Source organism: Halomonas hibernica (assembly GCF_013183775.1).
In the GTDB taxonomy this organism is placed as follows: Bacteria; Pseudomonadota; Gammaproteobacteria; order Pseudomonadales; family Halomonadaceae; genus Vreelandella; species Vreelandella citrativorans.
Window position 1 is genome coordinate 16,050 of sequence record NZ_VIFN01000010.1, and the last position, 13,156, is coordinate 29,205.

At 53.3% G+C, this 13,156-nt stretch carries 13 protein-coding genes; all 13 read right to left on the reverse strand.

Annotated features, from left to right (window positions below; all coding sequences use genetic code 11):
* Positions 1-6: 6 nt before the first annotated feature.
* A complete protein-coding gene (gene lpxA, locus FKN99_RS14140) occupies positions 7-774 on the reverse strand; it encodes an acyl-ACP--UDP-N-acetylglucosamine O-acyltransferase (protein ID WP_172118490.1) in 768 nt (255 codons plus the stop codon).
* Positions 771-1,214 carry a 3-hydroxyacyl-ACP dehydratase FabZ gene (gene fabZ / locus FKN99_RS14145; protein ID WP_087109982.1) on the reverse strand — a complete coding sequence of 148 codons (444 nt, stop codon included), beginning with the start codon at positions 1,212-1,214 and terminating at the stop codon, positions 771-773. Before fabZ ends, lpxA begins: the two co-directional genes overlap by 4 nt.
* 133 nt (positions 1,215-1,347) lie before the next feature.
* Positions 1,348-2,385: a UDP-3-O-(3-hydroxymyristoyl)glucosamine N-acyltransferase gene (gene lpxD, locus FKN99_RS14150; RefSeq protein WP_172118491.1), complete on the reverse strand. Its 1,038-nt coding sequence runs from the start codon at positions 2,383-2,385 to the stop codon at positions 1,348-1,350.
* Positions 2,386-2,443: 58 nt separating this feature from the next.
* Positions 2,444-2,950: an OmpH family outer membrane protein gene (locus FKN99_RS14155; RefSeq protein WP_087109986.1), complete on the reverse strand. Its 507-nt coding sequence runs from the start codon at positions 2,948-2,950 to the stop codon at positions 2,444-2,446.
* A 59-nt stretch (positions 2,951-3,009) separates the two neighbouring features.
* Positions 3,010-5,361, reverse strand: a complete 2,352-nt coding sequence (gene bamA / locus FKN99_RS14160) for an outer membrane protein assembly factor BamA (protein ID WP_406565434.1) — start codon at positions 5,359-5,361, stop codon at positions 3,010-3,012.
* A gap of 100 nt (positions 5,362-5,461) precedes the next feature.
* Positions 5,462-6,820, reverse strand: coding sequence for an RIP metalloprotease RseP (gene rseP / locus FKN99_RS14165; RefSeq protein WP_172118492.1), 1,359 nt, complete (start codon positions 6,818-6,820; stop codon positions 5,462-5,464).
* Between the two features lie 78 nt (positions 6,821-6,898).
* Positions 6,899-8,095, reverse strand: a complete 1,197-nt coding sequence (gene ispC, locus FKN99_RS14170; protein ID WP_172118493.1) for a 1-deoxy-D-xylulose-5-phosphate reductoisomerase — start codon at positions 8,093-8,095, stop codon at positions 6,899-6,901.
* Positions 8,092-8,913 carry a phosphatidate cytidylyltransferase gene (locus FKN99_RS14175; protein WP_172118494.1) on the reverse strand — a complete coding sequence of 274 codons (822 nt, stop codon included), beginning with the start codon at positions 8,911-8,913 and terminating at the stop codon, positions 8,092-8,094. The genes ispC and FKN99_RS14175 overlap by 4 nt, the downstream gene beginning before the upstream one ends.
* The gene (gene uppS, locus FKN99_RS14180; RefSeq protein WP_172118495.1) at positions 8,906-9,697 is read right to left on the reverse strand and encodes a polyprenyl diphosphate synthase; all 792 of its coding nucleotides are present in this window, start codon (positions 9,695-9,697) and stop codon (positions 8,906-8,908) included. Before uppS ends, FKN99_RS14175 begins: the two co-directional genes overlap by 8 nt.
* 86 nt (positions 9,698-9,783) lie before the next feature.
* Positions 9,784-10,341 carry a ribosome recycling factor gene (frr, locus tag FKN99_RS14185; protein ID WP_087109998.1) on the reverse strand — a complete coding sequence of 186 codons (558 nt, stop codon included), beginning with the start codon at positions 10,339-10,341 and terminating at the stop codon, positions 9,784-9,786.
* Positions 10,342-10,345: 4 nt separating this feature from the next.
* The gene (gene pyrH / locus FKN99_RS14190) at positions 10,346-11,119 is read right to left on the reverse strand and encodes a UMP kinase (protein ID WP_172118496.1); all 774 of its coding nucleotides are present in this window, start codon (positions 11,117-11,119) and stop codon (positions 10,346-10,348) included.
* Between the two features lie 121 nt (positions 11,120-11,240).
* Positions 11,241-12,110, reverse strand: a complete 870-nt coding sequence (gene tsf, locus FKN99_RS14195; protein ID WP_172118497.1) for a translation elongation factor Ts — start codon at positions 12,108-12,110, stop codon at positions 11,241-11,243.
* Between the two features lie 217 nt (positions 12,111-12,327).
* Entirely contained in the window at positions 12,328-13,077 is a 750-nt protein-coding gene (gene rpsB, locus FKN99_RS14200) for a 30S ribosomal protein S2 (protein WP_172118498.1), read from the reverse strand.
* Positions 13,078-13,156: the final 79 nt, after the last annotated feature.

The window sequence follows — 13,156 nt, forward strand, 5'->3', positions numbered from 1 at the left end:
ACATGGTTAGCGCGTAATGCCGCGGGTCGAACGTTCGATAGAGTCAGCGAACTCCGTCACTTCCTCTATATCAAAGCGCGCACGCATCTCTTCAAGCGCTTGCTCGACGGTAAGCCCCTGGCGATAGACCAATTTATAAGCAACGCTCAGTGCATTAATTGCCTCACGGCTAAAGCCGCGGCGTTTTAAGCCGACCAGGTTCAGACCACGCGCTTCTGCCGGGTTGCCGTTAATCATGACATAGGCAGGCGTGTCTTTAGTGATAATAGAGCCACCGCCCGCCATGGCATGCTCACCAAAGTGACAAAATTGGTGCACGGCAGACAGGCCACCCAGGATAGCGTAATCACCCAGCGTTACGTGCCCGGCGAGCGTTACCTGGTTGGCAAGGATACAGTCATTGCCGATGACACAGTCATGGCCCACGTGTACGTAGGCCATAAACAGATTGCGGGAACCAATCGTCGTTTCACCACGGTCTTGTACCGTACCACGGTGAAGCGTCACGCCTTCACGGATAACGTTATCGTCGCCCATGACCAGACGAGTAGGTTCACCAGCGTACTTTTTGTCCTGACAATCCTCACCTACCGAGGCGAACTGAAAAATACGCGTGCGCTTCCCCAACACAGTGGGTCCTTTGACCACTACGTGCGGGCCGATTATGGAGCCTTCGCCGATCGTGACGTTAGGCCCAATAACACTAAAAGGGCCAACCTCAACGTCATCTGCGAGCGTTGCCGTTGGGTCAACCAGTGCAGTAGGATGTATCAAGCAACCTTCCTCTCAGCACAAATAATTTCTGCTTCACAGGCAAGCTCTCCGTCAACCGTGGCGCGACACGCAAATTTCCAAATGCCTCGCTTGCCACGAATTACGTTAGCCTCCAGTTGAAGCTGGTCACCAGGCATAACCGGGCGCTTGAAACGTACATTGTCGCTACCCACCAGGTAGTACACGTAGCCATCCGCTGGCAGCTTGTTAACTGTTTTAAAGCCTAAAATACCGCAAACCTGGGCCAGTGCCTCGACTACCAGCACACCCGGCATAATCGGATGATGTGGAAAGTGGCCGTTGAAAAATGGCTCGTTAATACTAACGTTTTTGAACGCAACGATGGATTCGCCCACAGTTAATGCTGTCACTCGATCCACCAATAAAAACGGATAGCGGTGGGGCAAGTATTCGCGAATTTCGTTAATATCCATAACCATCGTAACGACCTCAAAATGAAAAACGCCTGATAGGCATCAGGCAAATACCAGCACTTCGTCTGGTTAAAGGGCAAGGAATTATACCCTGCCGCCCTCTCGTCTCAAGCTACTTACTTAGTAAACAATATGGCTTTTAGGCGTCACGCGTCGTTTTTTCCAGCCGAGACAACCGCTTGGCTATATCATCCAACTGCTTAAACCGCACCGCATTTTTACGCCACTGCGAATTACTCATTGCCCCCGTACCTGACGAGTAGACGCCGGGAGTATGAATCGAATTGGTCACAAGGCTCATTCCGGTGACCTGAACGCCATCACAAATCGTTAGGTGGCCTGATAATCCAACCCCCCCACCCAACATGCAGTGCTTGCCTACTTTGGTGGACCCTGCAATACCGACACAGCCCGCCAAAGCGCTATGGGCACCAATAGTGACGTTATGAGCGATTTGTACCTGACTATCGATTTTAACGTCATCGCCAATCAGGGTATCGCCTAGCGCACCACGGTCAATGCTTGAGCAACTGCCAACTTCGACATTATCACCCAGCACAACGCCACCTAACTGGGCAATTTTGTGCCAACCTTCACCGTCGTGGGCAAACCCAAAACCGTCTCCACCAATCACACAACCACTTTGTAAAATGACCCGCTTGCCAATAATCACGCCATGACACACGGTCACATTGGCATGCAGCCGAGTATTTTCGCCGATAACGCTATCAGCCCCAACGACACTCCCAGCGCCCACCACAACGTGGTCACCCAGTGTTACACCCGCTTCTACTACGGCGTGGGCCTGGATCGAGACGCCTTCACCCAGCGTTACGCTGTCGGCAACGACCGCGGAGGGATGAATACCGGCCTTATCACGTGCAGGCAGTGGGTCAAATAGCTGAGAGAGCTTGGCATACCCCAGGTAGGGGTTTTCCATCTCAAGCTTTGGCACCGGGCAACTCTTGCCATGCTCAGGGTGAAGCAGCACGGCTGCCGCCTGAGTGGTGGCCAAATCCTTGAGGTAAGCGCGATTTGTTAAAAAGGCCACTTGATCAGATGTGGCCTCTTTAAGTGTTGCTAAACCACGAATGGGTAGCGCGGCATCACCTTCAAAGGTGACCCCTAAATGGCGAGCAATGTCCGCAAGTGTAAGATGGTGAGATGCGTGCGTCATGGGAGCCCAATAAAGCAATAGTGCAGCACAGCTACACCAACAGTCATTAAAAAATTAATTACATCGAATCAAATATTTGCGTAACTTCATCAGTCACATTAGGCAAATCAACCGAGGAATGAAGCACTCCTTGAGGCTCAACCAGTACATCAATATTGTGACGGTTCAGCACTTGCTCCACCGCTTGCTCAAGCTTGAGTTCCGCACCTTCCAGAAACTGCTGCTCTGAACGCTGCTGAGCCTCCATAACATCACGACGTAACTGCTCAAAACGCGAACCTTTCTGCTGCAGCTCAGCGATCAGTGTTTCGCGCTGCGACTGAGACATCGTTTCGCCTTCGCGCTGCAAGCGTTCTTGCAACTGCTGTAACTCATTTCCCAGGCTTTGAGCTTCACTCTGCTGACTGCCAATCTGGTTTTCCAGCTGATTTAGCGAGGTTTGAGCCGACTGGGTATTCATCAGCGCAGCTCGCCAATCCAGCACGGCAACCTCTGCAGCTTCTGCTGCATGAACCGGTAAAACAATCGCACCAAATAAGCACACGGCCGCTGTCAGTTTACGCATCGAGTCACTTCCTTATCATCAAGCGGGGGCGCTACCAAGGGCGCGCCCCTTTAGCAAAGTTAGAATGTTTGTCCCAGCGAGAACTGGAAGAACTGTGTGTCATCACCGCTTTTGTCTTTAAGCGGCTCCGCGATGCTAAAGGTCAGCGGACCAACCGGTGTTAACCAGGAAAGGCCAACGCCCACACTATAGCGCAAATCGCCCAGGTCGACGCCAGAACTACACTGCTGACGACCCACATCAGCTTCTAATACCTTGTAGCAAGAGCTCAAGAACGTATTACCGGCATCCAGGAACAGCGAAGGCTGCACAGAACGCTGGTTTTCTACAAAAGGCATGGGGAAGATAACTTCGGCACTACCTTCCACCAACACATTACCGCCCATTGTGCGATCACGCCCCCCTTCAACACCCGGCGTGGTAGGTTGCCCCAATGTATTGGATGTAAAACCACGTACCGATCCTAAACCACCTGCGTAAAAATTCTCATAGAAGGGAAAAGGATCGTTTGAATCAAACGTATTGGCATAGCCAAGGTTACCGCTAAACTTAAGCGCCCAACTCTCATCGTTATTGAGCGGATATAGCTGCTGAGCCCGAGCGCGCAGCTTATAGTACTCTGCATCGCCACCTGGCACGCCAGTTTCAAGCGACAGGCGCTGATAGTTACCGGCTGTCGGCATCACGCCTCGGTTAAGGTTGTTACGCGTCCAGCTCGCCGTGAGTTTAAGGCTTTGAGCGCGCTCCCCTTCGTCATCCACATAGCGATGAATTTCTGACGCCGTATCGTTGTAAGTTTTAATTTTAAGTTCTTCAATACTCGCCCCGAAGTTGAGGCGAGACAGTTCACTTACCGGATAGCCGAAGTTGATACCCGCGCCGTACGCATCGGTCGAGTAGGTAGAGATATCCGAGTCGGCATAGTCCGTTTCACGGTAAAATATGTTGTAGCCGCGAGAAATACCGTCAAGTGTCCAGTAAGGATCCGTGAAGGCAAAGTTGACGCTGGTGAAGGTGTCGCTGCGCTGCGCGCCAACATTGACCCGGTTACCCGTACCCAGGAAGTTGTTTTGTGCCAGTCCAACTCCATAGATTACCCCGGCACTTTGCGAAAAGCCCACGCTGGCAGACACCGAGCCTGAGGGCTGCTCTTCCACATTGTAGGTGACGTCCAACTGATCAGGCTGACCTGGTACCGGCTGGGTATCCACTTCTACCTGGCTAAAGAAGCCAAGCCGTTCAAGGCGCTGGCGCGACTGAGCAATTGAGTCGGTCGATGCGGGGGCGCCTTCCATTTGAATCATTTCCCGACGCAGCACTTCGTCCTGGGTGGTGGTATTACCATAAAACTCAATACGTCGAACATAAGTGCGCTGGCCAGGTTCAACCGCGATGACCAGGTCAACCGTTTCACCGTTATCCGCCATTTCAGGAATACCCTGAATATCGGCGAATGCAAAACCTTCAGCGCCCAAACGCTGGCGTAGCGCTTCGGTCGATGCGTTCACCTGACCACGAGAGAAAATGTCTCCGCTATGGATCTCCATGAGTTGACGTGCTTCGCTTTCGCTGATTTGCATGTCACCCACAAAGCGGACATCACCTACTCGATACTGGTTACCCTCATCAACATTAAGCGTAACAAATATTTCGGACTTTTCAGGCCCAATGGAGACTTGCGTGGAGGTAACATCAAAATTTACATAGCCACGATCAAGATAGAAGGTGCGAAGGCGCTCTATATCACCAGACAGTGCCTCACGCGAGTACTCATCGTTTGAAAACCAACCAAAAACTCGCCCGGGACGGTCATTAAGCTCGAACACACTGCGCAGCGTTTCATCGTCAAAATCTTCATTGCCAACAATATTAATCTGGCGAATCTTGGCAACCTCGCCTTCATTAATATTGATATTGACCTGTACACGCCCTTCATCAACCTGTTCAACCTCGGTCGTAATGCGAGCACTGTAGCGTCCCTGGCTCTGGTAAACACCTTCAAGCTCACGCTGAATCTCTTCAAGGGTCGAGAGTTGCAACACTTGCCCTTCCGACAACCCTGACTGACGTAAGCCGTTACGCAGGTCCTCTTCTGAAATCTGCTTATTGCCAGTGAGGTTCAAGCGCGCGATGGTCGGTCGTTCAACTACCTGAATAACCAATACATCGCCTTCGCGAGCTAGCGAAACATCTTCAAATAAACCAGTGGCAAACAAATCGCGTGCGGCTGACGCTAGCTGCTGCTCGCTAACCCGATCATTCGTACTGACAGGAAACGCATTAAAGACCGATGCAGCGGATACCCGCTGTAGTCCTTCCACTCGAATGTCCGAAACATCAAAGGATTGTGCCTGGGCGCCGCTAGCGCCTACCAGCAAGAGTGCTGCCATTCCAAGGGTCTTGATTTTCATGCTGTCAGTTCGCTCGCGTTGGTCTGCCTATCACGTTAGATAAGCACCATATACATTTGTGCAGGCAGATGACAAGGCATCCTGCGCGCTACACGCGTCATTACCAAAGGCGCATCAGATCAAAATACAGAGCCATCACCATCAGGCCGCCAACCATGGCAAGCCCAATGCGTAATCCAATGGCTTGGGTTTGTTCAGAGACCGGCCGCCCACGTACGATTTCCAAGAAATAGTAAAGCAAGTGTCCACCATCGAGCACCGGAATAGGCAATAAATTAAGCACGCCAAGGCTGATGGACAAATACGCTAAAAAGCCTACAAAGGCTTCCATTCCGGCACGGGCCGAATCACCCGAAATTTGCGCAATCGTAATAGGACCGGAAAGGTTGGAAGGTGAAATCAAACCTACCAACATTTTACGAATCGCATCAACGGTTAATAAAATCATATCACCGGTACGCGATAGCGCTTGTCCAACCGCTTCGATAGGCCCATAACGAATTTCGCGCTGTAGCGACTCAGGCCACGTTACCGACTCAACGCCTGCACCAATGTACCCAACCTCACCGCCACTCTCCAGCAGATTGCTACCCGGCGTTAGTGTTAGTGTGCCCTGCTCGCCATTTCGCTCATAGGCTACGCTAAGCGTTTCACCCGCACTACGGCGGATCATCGTGACAAACTGCATCCAATCTTCCACCGGTGTGCCGTCAATCGCAAGAATATGATCGCCTGCTTGCAACCCCGCGTTGGCGGCAGCTTCGCCATCGACCACCTGGCCTAATACTGCTGGGAATTCTGGCTGCCAAGGCGTCATACCCAAGGATTGCAGTGGCTGGGGCGGGTCCTGGCGGGCCAAGTAGTTATCGACCTCTAGCGCGTAAGCTCGTTCACTGCTACTGCCCTCAGGCAACACATTGATGGTTAGCGAGCCACTAAAACCAATCATAGAGATAAGCTTTAGGTTGACCTCCTCCCAGGAGCGTACGGCGTCATTTTGAATAGCGATAATTTCGTCGCCGTGGGCAAGGCCTGCTTCAGCTGCCGGCGAATCAGGCAGCACATCTCCCACCATGGGAGCGACCACGGTCGTCCCGGATACAAAGAGCGCCCAGTAGGCAACAATAGCCAACAGGAAATTTGCCAAAGGCCCAGCGGCAACAATGGCGATACGCTGCCATACCGTTTTGCGATTAAAGGCCTGGTCAAGCTGATCTTCCGGTACCGGCGCTTCACGCTCGTCCAACATTTTGACATAGCCGCCCAGCGGAATGGCCGCTATCGCGTACTCCGTCCCCTGGCGGTCGACGGTGGACCAGAGCGGTTTGCCAAAACCCACCGAAAAACGTAACACCTTGACGCCACAGCGGCGCGCCACCCAAAAGTGGCCAAACTCGTGAAAGGTGATCAACAAACCCAGCACGACGATGATCGCTAAAATGTTTTGTAACAGGCCCACAATAAACTCCCTGGCACCCTGCACATCAGCCGATGCTTAAGTGACCTACTTGCTTCTCAATATTCGGTACGGCAGTGTCTAGCCTGCTTGTAACATGACCCTTTGCGCTGCCTGCTGACGCGCCCAGTGGTCTGCAGCCAAGATATTTTCAATCGTATCGGCGCTGCCTGCATAGGGCTGCGATACAACCTCTTCAACCACGTTGGCTATTTCACCAAAGCTGAGCCTTTCCGCCAGGAACGCCTCAACAGCGACTTCATTGGCTGCATTGAGAATTGCCGGCGCGGCACCGCCCTTCTGTATGGCTTCACGGGCCAAGCGTAGGCAGGGAAAGCGCGCTTCATCCGGTGCTTCAAAATCCAGCTGCGCGATCTGGAACAGATCCAGGGCTTCTACACCGGCCTCAATACGCTCGGGCCATGCCAGTCCATAGGCAATGGGTATACGCATATCCGGGTTGCCCAGCTGGGCGATGACAGAGCCATCAATGTAAGCTGCCATGGAGTGAATCACACTCTGCGGATGCACTACCACCTGAATTTGCTCGGGCGTTGCATCAAACAGCCAGCACGCTTCAATTAATTCAAGGCCTTTGTTCATCATGGTGGCGCTATCAACCGAAATCTTGCGCCCCATCGACCAGTTAGGATGGGCGCAGGCCTGGTCGGGCGTCGCATTGGCAACCTTGTCCGCACTCCAGGTGCGAAAAGGCCCGCCAGACGCTGTTAGTAGCAGCTGTCGAACGCCGTGACGCTCAAGCCCGCCGCGATGTTTTACCGGCAGGCACTGATAGATAGCATTATGCTCAGAATCGATAGGCAACAGCGTGGCGCCAGAGCGCTCAACCGCCTGCATGAACAGCGCGCCGCTCATCACCAGCGCTTCTTTATTAGCAAGTAGTACACGCTTGCCCGCTTCTGCAGCGGCCAGCGCAGGCAGCAGCCCCGCTGCCCCAACGATGGCGGCCATAACGGCATCGACACACGCCTCACGGGCAACCTGGCAGAGTGCTTCACGACCCGCCAGCACGACGGTCGGTTGGTCAGCGTCATCAAGCGCTTGGCGAAGCCATTGCGCATCGTCACTATGATCGAGTACCGCGATACGGGGATGATGGGCCAGGCACTGTTCCAGAAGCACTTCCCTGGAGGTATGTGCCGTCAACGCATACACCCGATAACGCTCGGGATGACGGGCGATGACATCCAGGGTGCTCACCCCGATAGAACCGGTTGAGCCCAACACGGTAATCCACTGGCAGGACGATTGACTCATAAGACAGGCACCTGCCCTTGAAGAACGGGCAAATAGAGCAGCGCAAAGAGCGGAATCGCCGCCGTCAAGCTATCAATCCGGTCCAGCACGCCGCCATGGCCCGGTAGCAGCTGGCTTGAGTCCTTGATGTCTCGGTAGCGTTTGAGCATGCTTTCCAGCAGATCACCCAGCACTGAAATAAGCGTGACAATAACGGTGACTACCACCAAGCCAACAGCTACACCCGGGGTTAACGACTGCCAAAAGGCGAAGACAAGCGCCAGTAGCGTGGTGGCAACCAGCCCGCCAATAACGCCTTCCCAGGACTTACCGGGGCTAACCCTTGGGGCGAGCTTGCGCTTACCAAAACGACGCCCGGCAAAATAGGCGCCGATATCCGCCGCCCACACCAGTAGCAATACAAATAACAGCCATACGCCGCCGCTATCGCGCAGAATATTAAAGCCGACCCAGCAGGGCAGTAGCACCCATAGCCCCATCGCCAAGCGGCGTGGCGTTGACTGCCACTGCAGCCCTTTTCCCGGGTAATGGGTCACCCAGTAAAGATTAACCAGCCAGCCAAGGGCGGCGCACCATAAAGGCCATACTGCAAACGCGGCACCGGTAAGCCACATCAGTAGCATCACCACCGCAAGCCCGGCGACCAGTTGAACACGCTGACGCTGCCGGATAACGCCTGCCAGGTTCGTCCACTCCCAGGCCCCAAGCAACACCATCAAAGCGGTAAAAAGCGCAAACGCGCCACCTTGCAATCCAAACAGCCCCACCAGCACCAAGGGCGCCAGCCAGGCTACGGTTATAATCCGCTGTCTAAGCACCTTGCGCCTCTATTTGTTCGTCGGTCATGCCAAAACGCCGACGCCGCTGACAAAAGTCGTACAGCGCACTGTCCAGCGCATCGGCACCGAAATCGGGCCAGAGTAAGGGCGAGAAATGCAGCTCAGCATACGCTAACTGCCACAGCATAAAATTCGACAATCGCTGTTCGCCACTTGTTCGGATACACAGGTCAACAGGAGGCACATGGTCTGCTTCCATTGCCCTGTCAAAGCAGGCTTCATCGATATCGCCAGGCTGTAACTCACCGGCGGATACCTGCCCAGCCAAATGTCGCGCTGCACGTGCGATGTCCCACTGCCCGCCGTAGTTGGCAGCGATCACCAGGTGCATGCCGGTATTATCTGCGGTCAGCGCTTCTGCACGCTGTATATACTTCTGAATGGCGTGAGAGAAGCCACGCCGCTCACCAATAATCGTTAGCCGAATATTGCGCTCATTAAGCTTTTTAACTTCGCGCTTGAGCGCCATCAAAAAGAGCTCCATCAACGCATTCACTTCAGCCGCTGGACGTTTCCAGTTCTCGCTTGAAAAGGCAAACAGGCTCAGCGTATTTACCTGGCGCTCGGCTGCGCGCTGAATGACCGCTCTGACGGCTTCGACGCCTGCACGATGACCACGTACGCCAGAGAGGCCGCGGGCCTTTGCCCAGCGGTTATTGCCGTCCATTATGATCGCGACATGCGACGGCAGTGCTTCACCCAGGCACTTAGGTGGCGTGCTTGCGTCGTACGGCGGTTCTTGAGGAAACTGCGGTGACGTCATGAGGTCTCGCACAAAAGCTCAGTCATAGTAAAGCCATAGGCCTAGCGGGCAGCCTGGCTACCCGCAGCTAAATAAAAGGCAGGTGCTTATACCTGCATCAAGTCCTGCTCTTTCGCGGCAAGCGCTTTATCGACTTCGGCAATATATTTGTCGGTCAATTTTTGGATTTCATCTTCACCCTGACGCTGATCATCTTCGGTAATCTCTTTATCCTTTAGCAAGGATTTGAAATCACCGTTGGCATCGCGACGCACGTTACGCACAGCCACGCGAGCATTTTCAGCTTCGCTACGTGCCTGTTTGATATATCCCTTGCGTGTCTCTTCGGTCAACATGGGCATCGGTACACGGATCACATTACCCGCGCTTGAAGGGTTCAAGCCCAGGTCAGAGGTCATGATAGCCTTTTCGATTTTCGGCACCATGCCCTGCTCCCAGGGAGCGACCGCAAGCGTACGCGCATCTTCAACGTTAACCGATGCCACCTGGCTAAGCGGCACCTGGCTGCCGTAATAATCGACGGTAACAGCATCCAGAATACTGGGGTGTGCACGCCCGGTACGGATTTTGTTGAAGTTGCTGTTCAGCGCTTCAACGCTTTTTTTCATACGAGATTCAGCGTCTTTCTTAATATCATTAATCACGTTCTTACCCTCTATCTATTAGCGTGCCTTCCTTGCCCCCTACTACCAGGTTCAGCAGGGCGCCAGGCTTATTCATATCAAATACCCGCACCGGCATATCATGGTCACGTACCAGGCAGATAGCGGTCAAATCCATAACGCCTAGCTTTTGGTCCAGAGCGTCATCGTAGGAGAGCTGATCATATTTTACGGCATCAGCATGTTTTAGGGGGTCCTTGTTATACACCCCGTCCACTTTGGTCGCTTTAATGACCACATCCACGTCCACTTCAATACCGCGTAAACAAGCGGCCGAGTCGGTTGTGAAAAATGGATTACCGGTTCCTGCCGAAAACAGTACCACGTCTCCTGACGTTAAATAACGGATGGCAGTGCGGCGGTCATAATGCTCTACCACACCACTCATGGGAATCGCCGACATTACCCGCGAACGAATATTTGAACGCTCCAGTGCATCGCGCATGGCCAACGCATTCATGACCGTTGCCAGCATTCCCATGTGGTCGCCTGTGACCCGATCCATTCCGGCTTCGCTGAGCGCCGCACCCCGAAACAGGTTGCCGCCTCCAATCACGATCCCGACCTGCACACCAATACCCACCAGCTGGCCGATTTCCAGCGCCATACGGTCTAACACTTTAGGGTCAATACCAAAATCGTGCTCTCCCATTAGCGCCTCGCCTGAAAGTTTCAGCAAAATACGCTTGTATTTTGACTTCGACTTTTCAAGTTTATGGGGCACAACAAGCGGGGTAGGCTCTTGAACATCTCGTGACATGGCATCTCTCCTGAAGCAGACTTGGACACAGGTGGGCGAAGCAACCCCCTATTTAGCAGGGGCCGGATACACGAAGGCGTGCGCTTACGCGCACGCCATCTTCTGACTAGAACGTCTGACCTTAACGACGGCCAGCCTGTTCCATAACTTCTTTAGCGAAGTCGACTTCTTCTTTCTCGATACCTTCACCCACTTCAAAGCGCGTGAAGCTAACCACTTCGCCACCGGCTGATTTAACAAACTCAGCAACGGATTGGTTCGGATCTTTAACAAACGGCTGCTCGGTCAGGCTGTTCTCTGCCAGGTATTTCTTCAGACGGCCTTGAACCATTTTCTCAGCAATCTGCTCAGGCTTGCCTGCCATGTCCGGCTGACCCAGGATGATGGCTTTCTCTTGATCCAGCTGCTCTTGCGGCATATCGGCCGGGTGAGCAACGGCTGGATTAATAGCTGCCACGTGCATAGCAACGTCTTTCGCTGCTTCTGCAGTACCGCCATTAAGTACGGTCAGAACGCCAATGCGGCCACCGTGAACGTATTCGCCCACCAGACCACCGTCAACGGCGTTGACAACTACCGCGCGACGTACGCCGATGTTCTCACCGATTTTCTGAACCAGCTGCTCGCGGGCAGCTTCAAGGTCGCCCGCCATAACGGCAGCAACATCTTCGCTTTTCGCGGCAAAGAAAGCGGAGGCGATTTTGTCAGCGAACGCAATGAAGTTGTCATCACGCGCAACAAAGTCAGTCTCGGAGTTAATTTCAACCATTACGCCGTAGCTACCGTCTTCTGCTACACGGGTAACAACAACACCCTCTGCAGCAATACGATCGGCTTTCTTCGCGGCTTTTAAGCCTGAATTTTTACGCAGGTTTTCGATCGCGACTTCAATATCACCGTCGGTTTCGGTGAGTGCTTTTTTACACTCCATCATGCCGAGACCAGTACGTTCGCGCAGTTCCTTGACCTGAGAGGCGCTGATAGCTGCCATGAGAATTCACCTCGGAAATGGTTCTATGAGAGTTAAACGCCCTACAGAGTGTAGCCACGATAAATGACTATCATATATCACTTTGAAGGTCGCTTGCCGGCGCTTGGTGTCCGGCGTAATCGGCCCACCCGGATGTCCATCCAAAGCGGGAAAAAGGGGGCATAGGCCCCCTCTTCAACACGATGCGGCTTAACTACCCGCCGCAACCGCTACTATTTTACTCAGCAGCAGCGTCAGTGTCGGTTGAAGCCGCTTCTTCGGTCACTTCAACGAACTCGTCCGGACGACCTTCTTTCGCACGACCACACGCGTCAGCAATCGCTTTCACGTAGATCTGAATAGCGCGAATGGAGTCATCGTTACCCGGGATAACGTAATCAACGCCATCAGGGTTAGAGTTGGTATCAACCACGCCAATAACCGGGATACCCAGCTTGTTGGCTTCGTTGATCGCGATGCGCTCGTGGTCAACGTCGATAACGAACAGTGCGTCCGGCAGGCCGCCCATGTTCTTGATACCACCGATAGAACGCTCAAGCTTATCTTGCTCACGCGTTGCCATCAGGACTTCTTTCTTGGTCAGCTTGTCGAACGTGCCGTCTTCGCGCATGGTTTCAAGTTCGCGCAGACGCTTGATGGACTGACGAATGGTCTTGAAGTTAGTCAGCATACCGCCCAACCAGCGATGGTTGACGAACGGCTGACTAACGCGATTCGCTTCTTCTTTGATGATCTTGCTAGCGCTACGCTTGGTGCCAACAAACAAAATTTTGTTGTTGGATGCCGACATCTTCTCAACCACATCAACGGCTTCGTTCAGCGCCGGAAGAGTGTGCTCAAGGTTGATGATGTGAATCTTGTTGCGTGCGCCGAAGATGAATTTGTTCATCTTCGGGTTCCAGTACTTAGTCTGGTGACCGAAGTGAGCACCTGCTTTGAGCAGGTCACGCATATTAACGTGAGACATGGTAAAACTCCTGAAACTCGGGTTAGGCCTCCACGCACCCCATGGATCCGACCATTGACCACGTATAAAACGTTATCAG